19 protein-coding genes are annotated in these 20,485 nt (G+C 60.4%); 10 read left to right on the top strand and 9 right to left on the bottom strand.

Going from position 1 to position 20,485, the window contains the following annotated elements:
• Positions 1-3: 3 nt before the first annotated feature.
• Positions 4-1,419 carry an acetyl-CoA carboxylase biotin carboxylase subunit gene (locus D8U82_RS19940; RefSeq protein WP_024014853.1) on the bottom strand — a complete coding sequence of 472 codons (1,416 nt, stop codon included), beginning with the start codon at positions 1,417-1,419 and terminating at the stop codon, positions 4-6.
• 190 nt (positions 1,420-1,609) lie between these two features.
• On the opposite strand from D8U82_RS19940, the gene D8U82_RS19935 reads away from it, so the two are divergent.
• On the top strand, positions 1,610-2,572 hold the full coding sequence (locus tag D8U82_RS19935) for a LysR family transcriptional regulator (RefSeq protein ID WP_130888832.1): 963 nt from the start codon (positions 1,610-1,612) through the stop codon (positions 2,570-2,572).
• Here D8U82_RS19935 and D8U82_RS19930 read toward each other — a convergent pair.
• From D8U82_RS19930 to D8U82_RS19920, 3 genes are all read right to left on the bottom strand, one after another.
• Complete coding sequence (locus D8U82_RS19930) at positions 2,514-2,717, bottom strand: hypothetical protein (RefSeq protein WP_125916905.1); 204 nt, start codon at positions 2,715-2,717, stop codon at positions 2,514-2,516. The two genes, D8U82_RS19935 and D8U82_RS19930, sit on opposite strands and share 59 nt — an antisense overlap.
• 233 nt (positions 2,718-2,950) lie before the next feature.
• On the bottom strand, positions 2,951-3,817 hold the full coding sequence (gene hexR / locus D8U82_RS19925; RefSeq protein ID WP_007962240.1) for a transcriptional regulator HexR: 867 nt from the start codon (positions 3,815-3,817) through the stop codon (positions 2,951-2,953).
• Between the two features lie 127 nt (positions 3,818-3,944).
• Complete coding sequence (locus D8U82_RS19920; RefSeq protein ID WP_130888833.1) at positions 3,945-6,818, bottom strand: GGDEF domain-containing phosphodiesterase; 2,874 nt, start codon at positions 6,816-6,818, stop codon at positions 3,945-3,947.
• A 256-nt stretch (positions 6,819-7,074) separates the two neighbouring features.
• On the opposite strand from D8U82_RS19920, the gene uvrD reads away from it, so the two are divergent.
• The 3 genes from uvrD to D8U82_RS19905 all read left to right on the top strand — a co-directional run bounded on the left by uvrD (position 7,075) and on the right by D8U82_RS19905 (position 10,917).
• Positions 7,075-9,258: a DNA helicase II gene (gene uvrD / locus D8U82_RS19915; RefSeq protein WP_110644548.1), complete on the top strand. Its 2,184-nt coding sequence runs from the start codon at positions 7,075-7,077 to the stop codon at positions 9,256-9,258.
• Positions 9,259-9,497: 239 nt separating this feature from the next.
• The gene (locus tag D8U82_RS19910) at positions 9,498-10,373 is read left to right on the top strand and encodes a Tim44 domain-containing protein (protein ID WP_016772449.1); all 876 of its coding nucleotides are present in this window, start codon (positions 9,498-9,500) and stop codon (positions 10,371-10,373) included.
• Between the two features lie 136 nt (positions 10,374-10,509).
• Entirely contained in the window at positions 10,510-10,917 is a 408-nt protein-coding gene (locus D8U82_RS19905) for an SMI1/KNR4 family protein (protein ID WP_007954245.1), read from the top strand.
• Between the two features lie 21 nt (positions 10,918-10,938).
• Here D8U82_RS19905 and D8U82_RS19900 read toward each other — a convergent pair whose 3' ends face one another.
• On the bottom strand, positions 10,939-12,702 hold the full coding sequence (locus tag D8U82_RS19900) for a cation:proton antiporter (RefSeq protein WP_110599748.1): 1,764 nt from the start codon (positions 12,700-12,702) through the stop codon (positions 10,939-10,941).
• Between the two features lie 278 nt (positions 12,703-12,980).
• Between D8U82_RS19900 and D8U82_RS19895 the strand changes: the two genes are divergently transcribed.
• Positions 12,981-13,463: an acyl-CoA thioesterase gene (locus D8U82_RS19895; protein WP_016772447.1), complete on the top strand. Its 483-nt coding sequence runs from the start codon at positions 12,981-12,983 to the stop codon at positions 13,461-13,463.
• 116 nt (positions 13,464-13,579) lie between these two features.
• Here the strand turns inward: D8U82_RS19895 and pdxY are convergent, their stop codons facing one another.
• Positions 13,580-14,452 carry a pyridoxal kinase PdxY gene (gene pdxY, locus D8U82_RS19890; protein ID WP_042608042.1) on the bottom strand — a complete coding sequence of 291 codons (873 nt, stop codon included), beginning with the start codon at positions 14,450-14,452 and terminating at the stop codon, positions 13,580-13,582.
• A gap of 117 nt (positions 14,453-14,569) precedes the next feature.
• Here pdxY and D8U82_RS19885 point away from each other — a divergent pair, with 117 nt between their 5' ends.
• Entirely contained in the window at positions 14,570-14,983 is a 414-nt protein-coding gene (locus D8U82_RS19885) for a DUF3301 domain-containing protein (protein WP_038861179.1), read from the top strand.
• Positions 14,984-14,989: 6 nt separating this feature from the next.
• Here D8U82_RS19885 and D8U82_RS19880 read toward each other — a convergent pair whose 3' ends face one another.
• Complete coding sequence (locus tag D8U82_RS19880) at positions 14,990-15,955, bottom strand: CobW family GTP-binding protein (RefSeq protein WP_130902819.1); 966 nt, start codon at positions 15,953-15,955, stop codon at positions 14,990-14,992.
• 41 nt (positions 15,956-15,996) lie between these two features.
• Here D8U82_RS19880 and D8U82_RS19875 point away from each other — a divergent pair, with 41 nt between their 5' ends.
• Positions 15,997-16,353: a hypothetical protein gene (locus tag D8U82_RS19875; RefSeq protein WP_016772443.1), complete on the top strand. Its 357-nt coding sequence runs from the start codon at positions 15,997-15,999 to the stop codon at positions 16,351-16,353.
• Positions 16,354-16,357: 4 nt separating this feature from the next.
• On the opposite strand, the gene D8U82_RS19870 is transcribed toward D8U82_RS19875, so the two are convergent.
• Both D8U82_RS19870 and zigA read right to left on the bottom strand, forming a co-directional pair.
• Positions 16,358-17,008 carry a DUF1826 domain-containing protein gene (locus D8U82_RS19870; protein WP_125927524.1) on the bottom strand — a complete coding sequence of 217 codons (651 nt, stop codon included), beginning with the start codon at positions 17,006-17,008 and terminating at the stop codon, positions 16,358-16,360.
• Entirely contained in the window at positions 17,008-18,213 is a 1,206-nt protein-coding gene (gene zigA, locus D8U82_RS19865; protein ID WP_125927525.1) for a zinc metallochaperone GTPase ZigA, read from the bottom strand. Before zigA ends, D8U82_RS19870 begins: the two co-directional genes overlap by 1 nt.
• 209 nt (positions 18,214-18,422) lie before the next feature.
• Between zigA and D8U82_RS19860 the strand changes: the two genes are divergently transcribed.
• From D8U82_RS19860 to D8U82_RS19850, 3 genes are all read left to right on the top strand, one after another.
• Entirely contained in the window at positions 18,423-18,800 is a 378-nt protein-coding gene (locus D8U82_RS19860) for a glutamine synthetase (protein WP_130902818.1), read from the top strand.
• A gap of 83 nt (positions 18,801-18,883) precedes the next feature.
• Entirely contained in the window at positions 18,884-19,780 is an 897-nt protein-coding gene (folE2, locus tag D8U82_RS19855; RefSeq protein ID WP_130902817.1) for a GTP cyclohydrolase FolE2, read from the top strand.
• Positions 19,777-20,445, top strand: coding sequence for an ATP-binding cassette domain-containing protein (locus D8U82_RS19850; protein ID WP_130902816.1), 669 nt, complete (start codon positions 19,777-19,779; stop codon positions 20,443-20,445). Before folE2 ends, D8U82_RS19850 begins: the two co-directional genes overlap by 4 nt.
• The last annotated feature ends 40 nt before the right edge of the window (positions 20,446-20,485 follow it).

Below are 20,485 nucleotides of genomic sequence, written 5' to 3'. Positions count from 1 at the left end.
TCCTCACAGGCCTGCGTGGGCGGCGATGGCGGCGGCGATGGCCAGGGCCAGCTCTTCGGGTTTGCGCTTGATCGAGTAGTTGGTCAGTTCCGGGTGGCTTTCAACGAAGCTGGTGTTGAACTGGCCGCTACGGAATTCCGGGTTGCGCAGGATTTCCTGGTAGTACGCGGCGGTGGTCTTCACGCCCTGCAGACGCATGTCGTCCAGCGCCCGCAGACCACGGTCCATCGCCTCTTCCCAAGTCAGCGCCCAGACCACCAGTTTCAGGCACATCGAGTCGTAGAACGGCGGAATGGTGTAGCCGGTGTAGATTGCCGTGTCGGTGCGCACGCCCGGGCCGCCGGGGGCGTAGTAACGGGTAATTTTGCCGAAGCTCGGCAGGAAGTTGTTCTTCGGGTCTTCGGCGTTGATACGGAACTGCAACGCAAAGCCACGGTGCTGGATGTCTTCCTGCTTTACCGACAGTGGCAGGCCGGAAGCGATGCGAATCTGTTCGCGGACGATGTCGATGCCGGTGATTTCTTCGGTGATGGTGTGTTCCACCTGCACCCGCGTGTTCATTTCCATGAAGTACACCTCGCCCTCGGCGAGCAAAAACTCCACGGTGCCGGCATTCTCGTAACCCACAGCCTTGGCCGCACGAACCGACAGGTCGCCGATGTAGGCGCGTTGTTCCGGGGTCAGCTGCGGACTCGGCGCGATCTCGATCAGCTTCTGATTGCGGCGCTGGATCGAGCAGTCACGCTCGAACAGATGCACGACGTTGCCGAAGCTGTCGCCAAGGATCTGCGCTTCGATGTGCTTGGGATTGACGATGCATTTTTCCAGGAACACTTCCGCCGAACCGAACGCCTTGGTGGCTTCGGAGATGACCCGGGGGAAGTTCTGTTCGAGTTCTTCGCGGCTGTTGCAGCGACGGATACCGCGACCGCCACCACCGGAGGTGGCCTTGAGCATTACCGGGTAACCGATGCGGTCGCCCTCAACCAAGGCTTCTTCGATGCCGGAGACGTTGCCCTCGGTGCCGGGCGTCACCGGTACGCCGGCCTTGATCATGCTGCGCCGCGCTTCGGTCTTGTCGCCCATGCGCCGGATGACTTCCGCCGACGGGCCGATGAATTTGATGCCGCGCTCAGCGCAGATTTCCGCCAGCTCGGCGTTTTCCGACAGGAAACCGTAGCCGGGGTGCAGCGCATCGCAGCCGGTTTCCACGGCCAGGTTCACCAGCTTGCGCGGGTTCAGGTAGCCGGCCAGTGGCTCGGCACCGACGCTGTGGGCCTCGTCCGCACGCTTCACATGCAAGGCATGGCGATCGGCATCGGAGAAAATCGCAACCGAGCGAATGCCCATTTCGGCGCAGGCTCGTACGATGCGTACGGCAATCTCACCACGGTTGGCGATCAGGATCTTTTTTATCACTTGGAGGTTCCCTTGAGCCGGTGGCACCACGACCTGCTGGAGCCAGGTCGACGCGTGACCAAATGTTTCAATTCAGTCGCAGGTCCACACTAGCGCTGCTGAGGGATTAACAAAAATGAATAAAAATTGGGTCAGGCATAAGTAAACACTTATAGTCAAAGTATCCGTGTTCCGTGAGAGCCTGAATAAAATGCGTAAGTCATTGATGCGTATGACATTGCGTCAGTTGCAGATCTTCAATGAGGTGTGTGATTTACGCTCGTACAGCCGCGCCGCCGAGGAAATGTCCCTCACACAACCGGCCGTGAGCCTACAGATTCGTCAGCTTGAAGAGCTGATTGGCCAGCCGCTGTTCGACTATGTCGGCAAAAAACTCTACATGACCGAGGCGGCCGAAGCCCTTCAACGCGCCAGCCGCGACATTTTCGGGCGGCTGGAAAACCTCGATATGCAACTGTCGGACATGCAGGGTTCGCTGCAGGGTCAGCTGAAACTGGCAGTGGAATCGAGCGCGAAATATTTCGTGCCGCATTTGTTTGCTGCGTTCAAGCGCCAGCATCCGGAAGTCAATTTGCAGCTGACTGTGGTCAACCGTGGCCAGGTCATCCGCCGCCTCTCGGACAACCGCGATGATCTGGTGATCATGTCGATGGTGCCGCAGGACATGGGCCTGGAATTTCTGCCGTTTCTCAACAATCCGATTGTCGCCGTGGCGCGCCCGGATCACCCGCTGGCGCACATGGGCCCGCTGCGCTTGCAGGATCTGGAGCCGTATACGCTGCTGATCCGCGAGCAGGGCTCGGGCACGCGTCTGGCCTGCGAAGAATATTTCAAGGAAAAGCGCGTGCATTTCACCCAGACCCAGGAAGTAGCGTCCGCCGAAGCCCAGCGCGAATGCGTGGTGGCGGGTCTGGGCCTGGCGCTGTTGACGCGCCACGCCCTGAACCTGGAGCTGGCGACCGGCGGCCTGGTCGAGCTGCCGGTCGAAGAGTTGCCGCTGCTGCGCAGCTGGTGTCTGGTGCAGGCCAAAGCCAAGCGGCTGTCACCGGTGGCGCACGCCTTCCTGGCGTTCATCCGCAGCGAGCGGGCGCAGATTATTGCGATGGTTGAGCGTTTCGACGGGAAGCTGCGGGCGTCGCCTGCCAGTGCGTGATCTCGGGAAAATCGCCGATCTCAGCCTGAAGCTGGCGAAGTTCGAAGCGATCTTCGATTGCGCGGCGAAATTCCATGCGGCGCTGATCTTCCTGCTGACGACGGGTTTTCGCGGCGCTGTTGCGTTCTTCGTAGGGCTGAGCCATTTCGATTCTCCCAAGGCGAGTACGGGAGTTTCACGATAGGCGTGGGGGATGACGGTTTGGCTGCGCGGGGATGACAATGTGATGAAATGTGCGCAGGGATATGCTGTTGTTGAAGACGCTTTCGCGAGCAGGCTCGCTCCCACATCTGATCCCATTATGACCCAGAGTTTGTGTTCTCAGGAGGTCCCCAGTGGGAGCGAGCCTGCTCGCGAACAAGGTCGGAACGACCTTGCTCAATCATCCAGGGCTTTCACGGCTTTTGGAGACAAACGCAAACTGCGCAGACTGCGCTTCACGCTCTTGAGGTGATTGACCAGGCTCGGCCCGCGCGCCATGGCCACGCCCATTGCCAGCACGTCGATCACCACCAGGTGGGCGATTCGCGAGGTCAGCGGCGTGTAGATCTCGGTGTCTTCGTGCACATCGATAGCCAGATTGACGGTCGACAGTTCGGCCAACGGCGTCTGGCTCGGACACAGGGTGATCAACGACGCCCCGCTTTCGCGAACGAGGTTAGCGGTGATCAGCAAATCCTTGGAGCGCCCCGACTGGGAAATACAGATCGCCACATCGGTAGGCTTCAGCGTCACAGCCGACATCGCCTGCATGTGCGGATCGGAATACGCCGCCGCGGTCAGCAGCAAACGGAAGAACTTGTGCTGTGCATCCGCTGCCACCGCACCGGAAGCACCGAAGCCGTAGAACTCGACACGCTGCGCCTGGGACATCAGCGTCACTGCGCGCTGCAACTCGACCGGGTCGAGCTTCTCGCGCACTTCCATCAAGGTGTGCAGCGTGGTGTCGAAAATCTTCAGGCTGTAGTCGGCGACGGAGTCGTCTTCGTGGATCGCGAACTGGCCGAAGCTGGCGCCGGCGGCCAGGCTTTGCGCCAGTTTCAGCTTGAGGTCCTGAAAGCCGGAACAACCGATCGCGCGGCAGAAACGCACGATGGTCGGCTCGCTGATGCCGACGCTGTGAGCCAGGTCGGCCATGGAACTGTGCATCACCGCCGCAGGGTCAAGCAGCACGTGGTCGGCGACCTTGAGCTCCGACTTGCGTAACAGGTGACGTGACTGGGCGATGTGTTGCAGCAGATTCAAGGGGTTGGACTCTTCTTGTGGGCAAGGATGTAGCAAGCTTGTAGTTATACTACATGAAAGGGCATTTTGCCTGCTCAATGCGTAACTCGATGTCCCGGCGTCAGGCACGCTGAGGAGCATGTAGCCCTTACGGCGGGTTTTTCTGATCACGCAAAAGCCCGGCCAGACAAGCAGCGTCTACCGGCCGGCTGATCAGATAACCCTGCACTTCGTCGCAGTGTTCGGCGCGCAGAAATGCCAGTTGATCCTCACGCTCGACGCCCTCGGCCACGACTTTCAGGGCCAGCCCGTGGGCCATGGCGATGATCGCGCGAGTGATCGCTGCGTCCGCACTGCCCTCGCTCAAGCCGCGAATGAACGCCTGATCGATCTTCACGTAATCCACCGGAATGCGCTTGAGGTAACTCAACGACGAATAACCGGTACCGAAATCATCGATCGCCAGTTTCACTCCCAGATCGCGCAGTTGCTGGAACGTCGCAATGATGTGTTCGACGCTGTCGAGCAAATGACTTTCGGTCAGCTCCAGCTCGAGGCAGTGCGGCGCCAGCCCGGTTTCTTCCAGCACTTGCCGGACCAGACTGACCAGCTTGCCCTGGCGCAGCTGATGCACCGACAGGTTCACCGACACGCGGATCGGCGCCAGGCCCTGGCGCTGCCATTCGCACGCTTGCCAGCACGCCTGACGCAAAACGAATTCGCCGATCGGCCCGATCAGACCGGTCTCTTCGGCCAGGCCAATGAAGTCCGCCGGCGGCACCTGGCCCATGCTCGGATGATCCCAGCGCACCAGCGCTTCAGCGGCATTCATGCGGCCGGTTTGCAGGCACAGTTTCGGTTGGTAGAACACCGTCAGTTGCTGTTCTTCAATGGCCCTGCGCAAGTGGTTTTCCAGCTGCAAACGCTCGAGTGTGCTGGCTTGCAGACTGTCGGTGAAGAACTGGAAATTGTTGCCGCCCAGATGTTTGGCATGCTGCATGGCCATGTTCGACTGGCTGACCAGCGCCGAGATCTCACGCGCGTTGTCCGGCAACAGGCTGATGCCCATCGAAGCGCTGACCACCAGTTCATGCCCGTCAACGCTCAGCGGCAAACGCAGCTTGGCCGACAACCGCGTCGCTACCCGTGCCAGGCTCGACAGATTGCCGTAGGCATCGAACAGCACGGCAAATTCGTCACCGGACAAGCGCGCAATGGTGTCGGCTTCCGGCAAGGCATTGACCAGCCGCCGGGCCATCTTCTGCAGGAGCTGATCGGCGACTTCATGGCCGAGACTGTCATTGAGCAATTTGAAGCGATCGAGATTGATGTGCAGCAACGCCAGACTGCGGCGCCCGCCCTGGCGCACGCGCTGATGGGCTTCGTGCAGGCGTTCGCGGAACAGCGAACGGTTGGCCAGGCCGGTGAGCTCGTCGTAATGGGTCAGATAGCGCAGGCGTTCTTCCGAGGCCCGCCGCGCCGAGAGATCGGCGAAGAAGCCGACGATATGGCTGACATTGCCACGGCTATCACGCACGGCATTGAGTTGCAGCCACTGCGGATACAGCTCGCCGTTCTTGCGGGTTTCCACGAGTTCGCCCTGCCAACTGCCGTGCTGCTCCAGCGCATGACGGATCGCCACATAGTGACGACGGGCATCGCGGCTGCACGGCAACTCGACGACGTTGCGCCCGAGCATGTCGTCTATCTCGTAACCGGTAACCCGGCTGAAAGCCTGGTTGATCGCGATCAGCGCGTATTCCGGGTCCAGAATCACGATGCCTTCGCTGGCCGCTTCGAACACCGTCGCCGCCAGCCGCTGCTGCTCTTCAAGGCTTTTGCTGGCGCTGATATCGCGACGGGTGCCGACCATACGGATCACCCGGCCGCTGGCGCTGCGCTCCACGGCGCGGCCACGGTCCTCGATCCACACCCAGTGACCGTCGCCGTGGCGCAGGCGATATTCGACCTGATAATCCTCGGTGCGCCCCTTCAGATGCTCGACCAGGGCGAACTTGAGTGACGGCACATCTTCAGGATGCAGTCGTGGCTTGAGGTCGCGCAGCAGCGCGGTGACGTATTCCGGGGCGAGGCCGAACAGTTCCTGAATCTGCGTGTGATGGACCTCGTCGGTCTGCAGATTCCAGTCCCACAATCCGAGCTCACTGGCCTTGAGCGCCAGCGCCAAGCGCGCTTCGCTTTTGCTCAGGGCCTGATTGGCGGCATCCAGTTCGCGGCTGCGCTGGGCCACGCGATCTTCGAGATCGACCTGCGCTTCACGCAACTGCGCCTCGGCACAGCGGCGCTGTTCGATCTCTTTGCCCAGCTCCTGATTGAGTTGTTCGCTGCGCGTCTGCGCTTGCTGCAAATGCTCGATCAGGTGCTGATTCTGGAAACGCCGAAGCAATCCACGGTCGATCAGCCGATTGACCTGCCACGCCACCACGCTCAACGAACCGAGCAGGATCAGACCCAGCCAGCCCCAGCCCCGGGCCTGATCGTCGCCGCCCCAGAACAGGTAGCCGATCGCTGGCAGCAGGCACGGCAAGGTAAACGAGAGGAACGCCGGCAGGCTCACCGCGTAGGCGACACTGGCCGACAGCGTTGCCGCGCCGATCAGGCCAAACACCCAGGCTTGCTGCATGAAGTTGTCAGCGGGTACCAGAGCGATGCCGGCTCCGGCCAGCGTCAGGCCGGTCATGGTCGAACCGAGCAGGAACATGCGGAACCAGATCGGCTGGGCCTGACGATCAGGAATCGCCGAATCGAACGCGGCTACCTGAATCACCCGCAGCGCGACCAGCGACAGCAGCCACACCAGCCAGACGCTGACCACGAAGTAGCGCTGCGGGCTCCAGAGCAAAGCGGCGCAGACCAGACCATTGATCAACATGAACAGCGTGGGCAACAACGAGCCCTGATACAGCAGACGCGTGCGCTCCACCGCCATTTCGACGGCATAGTGCTTGCGGATCACCCGGGGGTCCACGGAGGGCCCCGACAGTTCGGCGCTGAGGATCATGGGCAACGTTCTTGTTCTTATAGGAGGGCGTGCGCCCGAAACGTGGACGGAGCATACACAAGCCGATCCCGATGCCAAACTGCTGCCGATCACAATTGCGGGGAAATTTTCCGCCGCTTGCGCACCGCTGCAACCCCTCAGGCGAGACGGGCCGAAGCCTGCAGCCAGTGACCGACCGGTCGTCATCGGCAGCACTTTCATCGGCTAATGCAACGCACGGTTTGCCCGGGCCTGCGGCGCACCCTAGAATGCCCCGATGCGCGATGATCTCTCCCTTCTGCTGAACTCCCTCAACGATGCCCAACGCCAGGCCGTAGCAGCCCCCGTTGGCCGTCAGTTGGTCCTGGCCGGCGCCGGTTCCGGTAAAACCCGAGTGCTGGTGCACCGTATCGCCTGGTTGATCCAGGTCGAAAACGCCTCGCCTCACTCCATCCTGTCGGTGACCTTCACCAACAAGGCCGCTGCCGAGATGCGCCATCGCATCGAGCAGTTGCTGGGCATCAACCCGGCCGGCATGTGGGTCGGCACCTTCCACGGCCTCGCGCACCGCTTGCTGCGGGCGCACTGGCAGGAAGCGGGCCTGAGCCAGACCTTCCAGATTCTCGACAGCGATGACCAGCAGCGTCTGGTCAAGCGGGTGATCCGCGAGCTCGGTCTGGACGAGCAACGCTGGCCGGCGCGTCAGGCGCAGTGGTTCATCAACGGCCAGAAAGACGAAGGTCTGCGGCCGCAACACATTCAGGCCAGCGGCGACCTGTTCCTGGCCACCATGCGCGGCATCTATGAAGCCTACGAGTCGGCGTGCCTGCGGGCTGGCGTGATCGATTTCTCCGAACTGCTGCTGCGCGCGCTCGATCTGTGGCGCGATCACCCCGGCCTGCTGGCGCACTACCAAAAGCGCTTCCGGCACATTCTGGTCGACGAGTTCCAGGACACCAACGCCGTGCAGTACGCCTGGTTGCGCCTGCTCGGCAAGGGCGGCGACAGCCTGATGGTGGTCGGCGACGACGACCAGTCGATTTACGGCTGGCGCGGGGCGAAGATCGAGAACATCCATCAGTACTCTTCCGACTTCCCGGACTCCGAGACGATTCGTCTGGAGCAGAACTACCGCTCCACCGCCGGGATCCTCAAAGCCGCCAACGCGCTGATCGCCAACAACACCGGGCGTCTCGGCAAAGAGCTGTGGACCGACGGCGGCGACGGCGAAGCGATCAACCTGTACGCCGCGTTCAACGAGCATGACGAAGCGCGCTACGTGGTAGAAACCATCGAAAGCGCGCTGAAAACCGGTCTGGCCCGTAGCGATATCGCCATTCTGTACCGTTCCAACGCCCAGTCGCGGGTGCTTGAAGAAGCCCTGCTGCGCGAGCGGATCCCGTACCGCATCTATGGCGGACAGCGCTTCTTCGAACGCGCGGAAATCAAGAACGCCATGGCGTACCTGCGTTTGCTTGAGGGTCGCGGCAACGACGCGGCGCTGGAGCGAGTGATCAACGTACCGGCGCGGGGCATCGGCGAGAAAACCGTCGAAGCGATTCGCGAGCATGCGCGACACAGCGACGTATCGATGTGGGAAGCGATGCGCCTACTGGTGGCCAACAAAGGCCTGACCGGTCGCGCCGCGAGTGCGCTCGGTGCGTTCATCGAACTGATCGAGAACCTCGCTGCCAAGTGCGCCGAGATGCCGCTGCACCTGATGACGCAAACCGTCATCGAGCAGTCCGGTCTGATCGCTTATCACGAAGCGGAAAAAGGTGAGAAAGGCCAGGCCCGGGTGGAAAACCTTGAGGAACTGGTCAGCGCCGCACGCAACTTCGAGAACACCGAAGAGGACGAAGAACTGACGCCACTGGCGGCCTTCCTCGGCCACGCTTCGCTGGAGGCCGGCGACACTCAGGCCGACGAGCACGAAGACAGCGTTCAGCTGATGACCCTGCACAGCGCCAAAGGCCTGGAATTCCCTTACGTGTTCCTCGTGGGCATGGAAGAAGGCCTGTTCCCGCACAAAATGAGCCTGGAAGAACCGGGGCGTCTTGAAGAGGAACGGCGTCTGGCTTACGTCGGTATCACCCGGGCGATGCAGAATCTGGTCATGACCTACGCGGAAACCCGGCGCCTGTACGGCAGCGAAACCTACAACAAGGTGTCGCGTTTCGTCCGCGAAGTGCCGAAAGGCCTGATTCAGGAAGTGCGCCTGTCCAATAGCGTCAGCCGACCGTTCGGCGGCAACCAGTCGATGAGCGGCAGCAGCCTGTTCAGCGGCAGCGAGATTCCGGAAACCGGTTTTGTGCTCGGTCAGGCCGTACGTCACTCGATCTTCGGCGAGGGCGTGATCCTCAACTTCGAAGGCTCCGGCGCCCAGGCCCGGGTGCAGGTGAACTTCAGCGAAGGCAGCAAGTGGCTGATGCTCGGCTATGCCAAGCTGGAAGCGATCTAACCACCGGCACTGAACCCATGTGGGAGCGAGCCTGCTCGCTCCCGCAGGTTATGCGACGCAAGTACATCAATCCCTCTGAACCTATCGCCTTTTCCTACAGACAAAAGTACATCGGCTGATTGCCTCGCCAAGCTGAACGCGACCTGTCAGGCAAAAGCCCGAAACACTCTCTCGCTAGCCAGTAACACTTCAGCTGTGCAACATGGCGCGCGTGTCTCCACAAAACGGGAATACCCTTTATGAAACGTTTTCTTAGCATCGCCATGGCGTTGTGCATCGGCCTGACGATGAGCCTCGACGCCAACGCCAAGCGCTTTGGTGGTGGCAAAAGCGCCGGCGCTGCGCCGACGCACCAGACCAGCCAGATGGCTCCTTCTTCTCCAGGCGTGGGCGGCGCAGCAGCGACCGCTGGCGCTGCCGGTGCTGCTGGCGCCGCAGCCAAGGCCGGCGGTGCGTCGCGCTGGCTCGGCCCGCTGGCGGGCATCGCCGCCGGTGGCCTGCTCGCGTCGATGTTCATGGGCGACGGCTTCCAGGGCATGCAGATCTTCGACATCCTGATCATGGCCCTGATCGCGTTCGTGATCTTCCGCTTCATCGCCGCCCGTCGTCGCAAGCAGCAGGAGCAATTCGCTCCGGCCGGCGCGCCGATGCAGCGTGAAGTGTTCGAGCAGAAGCCTGCCGCCATGGGTTCGATCTTCGGTGGTTCGGCCGCTCCGGCTGCTGCCCGTCCGGTGATCAATGCACCGGCCTGGTTCAACGAAGAGCGCTTCCTTGAAGCCGCGCGCAGCCACTTCCAGTCGCTGCAGCAGCACTGGGACGCCAACGAAATGGACAAGATCGCCGAGTTCGTGACCCCGCAAATGCTTGAGTTCCTCAAGCGTGAGCGTGCGGATCTGGGCGACGGCTTCCAGTCGACCTACATCGACAACCTGCAGGTGCAGCTGGACGGCGTCGACGATCGTGCCGACAAGACCATCGCCACCCTGACCTTCACCGGCGTGTCGAAAACCTCGCGTTTCGACCAGGGCGAAGTGTTCAGCGAAAGCTGGAACATGGAACGTCCGCAGGGCGACAACCAGCCTTGGCTGGTCGCCGGTATCCGCCAGAACGGCTGATCCCTGCTGCGCTTCACTTGCAGTAACAGAACCCCGGCCTCGGCCGGGGTTTTTCATTTCACGGTTGCATCTATGGCGAGCTACTGTATAAACCGGCCCATATAAACCGCGCCATTCAAGCAAGAGGATCCCGGACGTGGAAGAAATCATCGAACAACTGCGCGAAGCCAACGAACCCGTGCCGGTTCCATTGGAATTGCCAGACGAAGACCAATTGGTGGAGATCGAAGAAGAACTCTTCATCAACATTCCGTTCGTCTTCAAAGAGTTTTTGCTGACCGTCAGCGACGTGGTCTATGGCAGCCTCGAGCCGGTGACCGTCACCGACCCGCAATCGCACACCTATCTGCCGGACGTTGCCGCCAATGCCTGGGACGCCGGCGTGCCGCGTGACCTGATCCCGATCTGCCAGGACGGCGACGACTACTACTGCGTTGAAGAAGACGGCACCGTGGTGCTGTGGTCCGGCGAAGAAGAGCTGATCACCGAAGAATCATGGGAATCGGTGTGGCACTGGGCGCGGGACGTCTGGCTGGAAAGCTGATCCGCCACACGCCCCGGCAGGTCAATGCCCCGACGACTCCTTGTGGTTGTCGAGGGTTTCCAGCAAGGCCACCTGCATCCGCGTATGCACGCGGATGAACCAGCGCCACAGCAGCGCCGCCACGGCGGCCGCGACGACGGCGATCAGCACCAGCAGCTTGTTGGTCGGCAGGATACTGGCCGACAAGGCTGCCAACAGCAGGAAAATCACCAGCAGCGAGAGAATCGGGATCACTTCGGCGATCACCCGGCGCACTCGCTGCGTGTGACGCCCGGCCATCTCCGGCTTGACGCCCATCTCCGCCAGCAGCATCGACAGCGCCTTGAGCTTGCGATAAGCCGCGATCAGAAATGGTAGCGAGACCAGCAACGCTCCGCCCCAGATCAATGCCTTCTGCCAGCTCGGATCGCTGATCCAGTCCTGCAGCCACAACGACATGCGCTCGGCGAAGTATGCGCCGGCAAAGAAGATCGCAATCACCAGCGCCAGATTGACCCCGACCTGCAACAGGATCCGCCGGATCATCGACGCCAGCAGCGCACCCTCGCCCTGCGGTTGAATACTGCGCAACCATTCGCCATACATGCCGAGCACCCGTCCGAGCCGCTTGGGCACAGCGGCCGAGAGCTTGATCGACAACGGATCCGCCGCGCGAATCAGGTACGGCGTCAGCAGCGTGGTGATCACCGACACGGCCACAGCGACCGGATAGAGGAAGTTGCTGGTGACCTGCAAGGTCATGCCCAGCGCGGCGATGATGAAGGAAAATTCGCCGATCTGTGACAGCCCCATGCCGACCCGCAGTGAGGTCCGTCCGTCGTTGCCAGCGATAAACGCACCGAGGCCGCAGGACAACATCTTGCCCAGCACCACGGCGACGGTGATTACCGCAATCGGCCAGGCGTATTCGATGAGAATCAGCGGGTCGAGCATCAGCCCGATGGCGACAAAAAAGATCGCACTGAACAGGTCGCGAACCGGCTCGACCAATCGTTCGATTTTCAGCAATTGCCGCGACTCAGCCATGATCGCGCCGATCAGGAAAGCGCCGAGCACCATGCTGTATTCAAGCTTGACCACCAGCAGGCAGAAGCCGAAACACAGGCCGAGTACGGTGATCAACAGCATCTCGTTGCTTTCGAATTTCGCCACATAAGCCAGCAGACGCGGCACCAACAGAATGCCGATGACCAGCGCGACGATCATGAACAGCGACAGCTTGCCGACCGTGGAAAACACTTCACCCGAACTCACCGTGCCGCTGACGGCGATGCTCGACAGCAGCGCGATGATGCCGATGCCAAGGATGTCCTCGACAATCAGCACACCGAAGATCAACTGCGCAAAGCGCTCGTTCTTCATCTTCAGATCGTTCAGCGCTTTGACGATGATGGTGGTTGAGGAGATCGCCAGAATCGCGCCGAGAAACAACGAATCCATGGTGTTCCAGTCGAACCAGCGACCGATTTCGTAACCGATCCAGATCATCAGGATGATTTCGAGAAACGCGGCAATGAACGCCGTTGCCCCAACCTTGAACAACTTGCGCAGGCTGAACTCCAGGCCAAGGCAGAACATCAGGAAGATCACCCCGAGTTCGGCCAGGGTCTTGATGGTTTCTTCGTCGTGAATCAGGCCGAACGGTGGCGTATGCGGGCCGATGATGAAGCCGGCGACGATGTAGCCGAGCACCACCGGTTGCTTGAAACGATGAAACAGCACGGTTACCACGCCCGCGACCAGCATGATCACTGCCAGATCCTGAATGAAACTGATGGCATGCATGGCGTGGGCTCCTTGATGACGAGGCGCGCGGACAGACGTCAGACGTTCTGCGCGAGCAGGGTAAAAATCCGCTTTTAATGTAGGAATTGCCCTTGGGCAGGGCTTTTGCAGGTTAACACCGCGACTTCGCTCTGGAAGCCGGTGCAATATATGGAAACAGATCGCTACCGGCGTGACGGCGGCCCGCCGCGCGGCGTCCCGATAACGGTGCTTTTTGAAAAGCCACCAGGTGCCCGCAGAGGCGCTTCCTGCAATCAGCCTTGATCCGTGAGAACGTTATGGAACCCGGAAACGCCCAGCTGTCGATGACGGTACTGATGACCCCCGACATGGCCAACTTCTCTGGCAATGTCCACGGCGGCACCCTGCTCAAATACCTCGACGAAGTGGCCTACGCCTGCGCCAGCCGTTATGCCGGGCGCTACGTGGTGACCCTGTCGGTGGATCAGGTGATTTTCCGCGAGCCGATTCATGTCGGCGAACTGGTGACGTTCCTCGCCTCGGTCAACTACACCGGCAACACGTCGATGGAAGTTGGCATCAAAGTGGTCACCGAAAACATCCGCGAACGCTCGGTGCGCCACACCAACAGCTGCTTCTTCACCATGGTCGCGGTGGATGATCAGCGCAAACCGGCCGCCGTGCCACCGCTGCAACCGCAGAACAGCGAAGACAAACGCCGCTTCATGCAAGCGCAGCAGCGCCGGCAGATTCGTCAGGAGCTGGAGAAGCGTTATCAGGAGATCAAGGGCGACGCCTGAGATTTTTAGCGCTCTGAACAACGCTTTCGCGAGCAAGCTCGCTCCCACACTGGCTCTCTGGCGTACACAAACCAAATGTGGGAGCGAGCTTGCTCGCGAATGGGGGCAACGCGGTCTTACAGACTGATCGCGGTAGCCTCGAACTTCACCCGCGGATGCGCAATGCGATCCTGCGCCCGCACCAGTTGCAGCTCATAACTGGCGCACGCCTGGGTTTCCAGCAACACCTCATGCACTGCCGCTGCGGTGAATTCGAATGCCGCCAGCAGGCTGTCGCCCAGCAGTACCCGCGCCAGGAACAGACCAGAGGTCAGATCGCCGACGCCCACTGGCTGACGTGGAAACGCCAGCAACGGACGGCGCAAATGCCAACTGCCCTCAGCCGTCACCAACAACATTTCGAAGCCATCCGCCGGTTTGCCCGGGTAATCCAGGTGCTTGACCAGTACCGCTTTCGGTCCGCGCGCCAGCAGCGCCCGTGCCATCGCCAGGCAATCGAACAGCGACTGCGGCTTGCGCCCGGAAAAACTGTCCAGCTCCAGCTGGTTCGGGCACATGATGTCCGCCACGGCCGCGGCCTCATCAAGAAGGAAATCGCTGACCTCGGTGGGCACGCTGCAACCCTTTTCCGGATGACCCATGACCGGATCACACAGGTACAGCATCTTCGGATTGACCGCTTTGATCCGCGCCACACCGCTGAGAATCGCCCGTCCCTGCGCGGCGCTGCCGAGGTAACCGGAGAGCACCGCGTCGCAGTTGCCCAGCTCGCCAATTGCGGCGATGCCTTCGATCAGCTCGGGAATCTGCTGCGGCGCCAGCACTTCCCCGGCCCACTGACCATACTGGGTGTGGTTGGAAAACTGCACGGTGTTGAGCGGCCAGACGTTGACCCCGACGCGCTGCATCGGAAAAACCGCAGCGCTGTTGCCGGCGTGGCCAAACACCACGTGGGACTGGATGGCGAGCAGATGAGGCGTACGTTTCATTCGGGTCATTCCGTAAAACGATTGAAATTCAAGCCGCGCAGTATGCGACGAAACACAGCCTGTACGACAGACCGGCGAGGCAGTTAAGCTGACGCCATCATTTGGAGTTCGATGTAGATGCTGACCTTGGAAAACATCTTCGTGCTGATGCTGTTCGCCGCCGCTGGTGCCTGGCTATGGCACAACCACGGCTTGCGCGAGCGCGCGCTGGAGCGGGTCAAGCAGCATTGCACCAATGTTGGCGTTGAACTGCTGGACGGTAACGTCGCGCTGAAAAAAATCGGTCTGATCAGGGATGCCAACGGTCGCCGGCGACTGGCGCGGGTCTACAACTTCGAGTTCACCGTGACCGGCGAAAGCCGCCACAACGGCACCGTCACCCAGTTCGGCGCGCACAGTGCGCAGATTGAACTGGCACCCTACCCGGCGCCGTTCGACGATACGCCGCCGGTAGTCGAAGTGCACAAGCCTCGCGCCGAAGTCATCGAGCTGAGCCAGTGGCGCCAGGAACATACCAAGTGGAAGCCCTGAGCTGACTCACTGAATCCGGCATTCAGCCAAACCGGCTTGCAGCTGTTCGATATTCTGCGGTTCGGCGAAGATCAGCTCGATTCTTGAGTCTTTTCGCCATTCGCTGGCTTGCCAACTCAGCTCGGCATGCTCCAGCGCATTGCCCGAAACCCAGCCATCCGTGCTGTGGATAACCAGTTTCGCCCGCTTCCAGTCCAGCGCTCTCAGCCAATCGGCGATGCGTGCTTGATCAAATACCTGCCGCGGATGCCAGCGCCAACCGATGCTCCACCCACCCTCCTGCGCCTGACTCAGGCAAATCGGTTCGGCCGGATCGCTCCAGACCGCTGGCAGCTGTGCCAATCCAGTCGGCAGCGGCAGATGCCCTGCGCCTTCGTTCGCTTTTACTGCCAGCCCCGGAAGCTCGCTCAGAGATAGCTGGGCTTGCTGCGTCCAGATCAGCCTGACGGGCGGCAACTGGCTGGCGATTTTCTCTCGAACCGCTTCATCGAGATCTTCGGCCTTGTTCAACAACAGCAAACCCGCGCTGGCCAACGCTTGCTGCTGGGCGTCCGGCAGGGTTCTACCCGCGTGCAGTGCCTGAGCGTCCAAAACCAGCACACAAGGCTGAACCGCCAGCACGCCCAGCCACGGCGCCTCGTTCAATTGCTTGAGCAACTGCGCCGGATGGCCCAGCCCGGATGGCTCGATAAACAGTCGATCTGGCCTGGCTTTGCGCAGCAGGCGGCCGAGGCCGATCTGGAATGGCGCGCCATTGACGCAACACAGGCAGCCCCCGGCCACCTCACCCAGTGCGATACCATCGGCGTCATTCGTCAGCAATGCAGCATCCAGACCGATCTGGCCGAACTCGTTGATCAGCACCGCCCAGCGCTCGTCCGCAGGCCGTTGCGCCAGCAACTGACGAATCAGGCTGGTCTTGCCGGCGCCCAACGGGCCGGCGATGACGTGGGTCGGAATGTTCTGCAACATGGCGGGCACTTTTCTGCGGACAGTTATTGAGGAGATCGAAGATGCGCTGGTCGGGATGGTCGTTGCTGTTGGCGCTGCTGTCGAGTGAAGCGTGGGCTCAGGCCTGCGTGGTGCACACACAGGGCGAACGGCTCGACGTCAAAGTCTGTCAGCAGAACCGGACGATTCCGCAGAAATTGTTCAATGACGGCTTCTGCCAACCGACGCTGGCCGGGCAGAAGGTCGAGGTGCAATACGTCGACCAGTGCCCCAGCGGCGCTTTCGGCGTGTGCAGCAACGCGCAAGTCGCCAATATGCCCTATCGCCAGGATATCCACTATTACGGCGTGGCCACTGATGCGGCGTATCTCAAGCCTTATTGCGAAGGCCAGAGCCAGGGCGCCTGGCGCAAGCCCTGATGTGTCAGCCGAGCCAGTCGAGGGTCAGCAACAGACGGCGTTCACCGGGTGCCGGTTGCGGCGAACGATGGATCAGGCCGAAGCCTTCATTGCCGTGCCATTTTTCGCCTTTGAGCAGCGCGACGTCGCCGCTGTTGAGCTGACGAATCGACGCTGGATCTTGCGGTTCGGCATTGGCCTGGCCAAGTTGCAGGCGATCCATCGCGCCCTCCTCAAGCCATTGGCTGCCGATGCCAGCGTAAGTAGTGATCAAGCGCACCGGCACGTGATCGACGTGGAAGCGCGGACACATGGCCTTGTCCAGCACACGCAAACGCACGCCGATACGCCGCGCCCCCAGCAGGCAGGCGAAGGCACTGATCAGCCATTTGAGATCGCTCATGAAACCTTCGAAACCTTGCAGATCACGCAGCCCTGCAGCCAGACCGGCGAGATCCGGTTCGGCATCTTCGTCGGGCAATTCCAAACACAGCGACTCGGCCAAGGGCTCGTTGAGCGACAGCACCAATTGCGCAAAGTCGGCAATGTGCACGGGCAACTGGCGTTGCCAGACGGCGAGATTGGTCTGGTCGTCCAGGATTCGCGTCAACGTTTCCGGGGTCACACCCTGGTGCTGCTGACGGGTAAGAAGCGGCTGATCCTTGAGTGCGAGCATCAGGCGGCCTCTTCGTGCCAAGGGCCGAATGGATCAGGCAGCGAACGCCAGCCTTCTACACCCATGGCCATTTCTTCGTCGGTCAAAAGGCAGGCATCGAGTTCGGCGGTCAGTTGTAGGAAATCTATGTTCTGACCGATGAAAACCAGCTCCTGGCGGCAATCTCCTACGCTTGGAATCCAGTTTCCCATGATCGCCTGGACACTTTCCTGATCCTGCGGCCATTGATTCTTTGGCACAAAACGCCACCAGCGACCGGCGAATCCATGCCGCATCAAGCCACCAGCCTGCGACCAGCTACCGGCATCGGTGGGTTTGCTGGCCAGCCAGAAGAAGCCTTTGGAGCGCAGCAGCTTGCCGTTCAGCCAAGGCCGATCGATGAAGCTGAAGAAGCGTTGCGGGTGAAATGGCCGGCGCGCGCGGTAGGCCGTCGAGGCGATGCCGTATTCCTGTGTCTCCGGGACGTGCTCACCGCGCAGTTCCTGTAGCCATCCGGGCGCTTGTGCGGCCTGATCGAAATCGAAACGACCGGTGTTGAGGATTTTCTCCAGGGGGATTTCGCCCATCACCATTGGAATGATTTCAGCCTGGGCATTGAGGCGCTTGAGGATGGCGGTGAGTTCTTCACGCTCGTGCTGGCTGATCAGGTCGATTTTGCTGATCAGCAGGACGTCGGCAAACTCGATCTGCTCGATCAACAGATCGGTGATGGAGCGCTCGTCTTCTTCACCGAGAATCTCGCCGCGAGAGGCGAGGCTTTCGGCCGCCTGGTAATCGAGCAGGAAATTCACACCGTCGACCACGGTGACCATGGTATCGAGGCGGGCAATGTCGGCGAGGCTTTGCCCCTGTTCATCGCGGAAGGTGAAGGTTTCAGCAACCGGAAGCGGTTCGGAAATGCCGGTGGATTCGATCAGCAGGTAATCGAAACGATCCTCGCGAGCGAGTTTGCTGACTTCTTCAAGCAGGTCTTCGCGTAACGTACAGCAAATGCAGCCGTTGCTCATCTCAATGAGCTTTTCTTCCGCACGGTTCAGACTGACATCGCGCTGGACTTCACTGCCATCGATGTTGATCTCGCTCATATCGTTGACGATCACCGCAACGCGCAATCCGTCTCGGTTACGTAGTACGTAATTCAAAAGTGTACTTTTTCCGGCACCGAGAAATCCTGAAAGTACGGTGACGGGCAATTTGGCTGACATTGGATAATCCTCATAAATGGCAGCCGATTTGCGCTTTTAGGTGTGCGCTTGGCGTGTTGCGCTCCATTTACTCGGGAAAATGAAGGCAAACGATTGTAATCGGCGGCTCAGGCTGGTTACGGATGATGTTATAGTATAACAATCAAAGCTTGCCAGTCCGACACAGGAGAATTCGTAATTTGTCGCAGCACCGATCGTGGAAATTCCCAATGAACAATGGGTTGAAGCACCTGCTTTTGAGCTTTGCTATGTCGCTGGCCGGCCAAGCCCAAGCGCAAATGCCGGCGCTCGCGCACTGCACGCGCAGCGCTAATTTGCTGGCATGTGTGGACGCCGACGGCAATGCCTATAGCGTCAATACGGTAGGCACCACGCTTTACCTGCGCGGATTCGAGAAGGACGGCCATCGCTATTGGGCGCAAACCAACAGCCGCTTCGGCCAATTGACCTTTTTTACCGGCATCGCCTCCGATGGCGAGGCTTGGGTTGGCTACACCCGTCGTGTCGGCTGGACAACCATCAACCGCTTCTCCAGCTCGGGCGGTAGCAGCGTAAGGTTCACTTGCAGCCGGATGACGGGCTGCTAGTGAAAACCTTTTCATGAAAAAAGCATCGCTGAATGGATTGTTATAATGTAACGTAAAAAGAGATCAATACGACGGTCTCAACCATGAATGCTCTTACTCTCCCGGATATCGCCGCCCAATCTGCACGCTTGGCACTGCCCCTCGACTGGGTAGGCATGCGTGGGATTGCTCTACCCGTTGTGCTTGAAGGCCAATGCCTCAGCGCCAGAGTCGACGCTGGCGTGAGTCTCGATGATGGTGAAGCGCGTGGTATTCACATGTCGCGCTTGTATCTGGCACTCGAAACCCTCGAACAGCGAAGCCTTTCTCCCGCTTTGCTGCATCAGGTACTCAAGTGTTTTCTGACAAGCCATCAAGGTCTATCCGCCTGCGCGTATCTGAATATTCACACCGAATTGTTGCTGAAACGACCCGCGTTGGTCAGCCCCTTGGCCGGGTGGAAATCCTATCCGGCGTCCATTTCAGCGAGCCTGAAACAGCAAATGTTCCACGTGGAACTAAAAATTGAACTGCCCTATTCCTCGACCTGCCCATGCTCCGCAGCCTTGGCAAGGCAATTGATCCAGCAGCAATTCGTCGACGATTTCGCCAACAAGGCTCTGCAACACGCAGATGTTTTGGCATGGCTTGGCTCAACCAAAGGGATCGTAGCGACGCCGCACAGCCAACGCAGCTATGCGCAACTGCACCTGCATCTCGACAGTTTCATCGACGAGCTACCGCTGACCGCGATTATCAATGACGCTGAAGCGGCCCTCGGCACCGCCGTACAGACCGCAGTAAAGCGCCCCGACGAGCAAGCCTTCGCACTCGCCAATGGGCAAAACCTGATGTTCTGCGAAGACGCCGCGCGCCGCCTCAATCTGGCACTGCAGCGCACGCCCGGCATCAACCAATTCCACATCCGCGTGATCCACGCCGAAAGCCTGCATGCCCATGACGCCGTCGTCGAAAGCAGCTGGCGACGGGAGCAAAAATGATCCGCTGCCAATCCTTGGTCTGGGGCGCACCCGGCCAACCGCTGACGACGCCTTTGAGTCTTGAGTTCGAAAGCGCCAGCCTGACCGCAATCATCGGCGCCAACGGCTGCGGCAAAAGCAGTCTGCTGAAAGTCATCGCCGGTTTGCAGAAGCCCTTGGCCGGCAAGGTGGAAATGGCTGTTCCACGCCAAAGCGGCATTTCCTTTCTGCCGCAACAGCAACATTTGGATCGGCAGTTTCCAATCAGCCTCGAAGAGCTCATCGCCGCAGGTTTCTGGGGCCGTCGGCTCTCGACACAGCTGCGCACGCAGCGACTGAAAAACGCATTGGAAGACTGGCATTTGAGTGGGCTCGAACAGCGTCCGTTGATGGCCCTGTCCGGCGGTGAGCTACAACGTGCCCTGCTCGCGCGACTGAGCCTTGCTGACGCCCCGGTGCTGTTGCTGGACGAACCGCACGCCGCACTCGACGAACTCGGCCAGCAATTGCTCTGGCAACACATTCACCACTGGCACGCCGAGGGCCGGACACTGCTTGTGGTCTGCCATGACCTGGCGGCTGTCCGCCAACAAATTCCGCATACCCTGCTGATCAAAAACGGCCACTGCGTGTACGGAACCAGCAGAGAACTGATCCAGCCAACACCGCACATGCAGGTCGCCTGATGCTCGCCACCGTCAGCCATTTCTGGCAGCCGTTCAGCGA

It is taken from the genome of Pseudomonas sp. Sample_23, from assembly GCF_004307595.1.
GTDB classification, from domain to species: Bacteria; Pseudomonadota; Gammaproteobacteria; order Pseudomonadales; family Pseudomonadaceae; genus Aquipseudomonas; species Aquipseudomonas atacamensis.
This window is presented reverse-complemented; position numbering and strand designations above follow the sequence as displayed.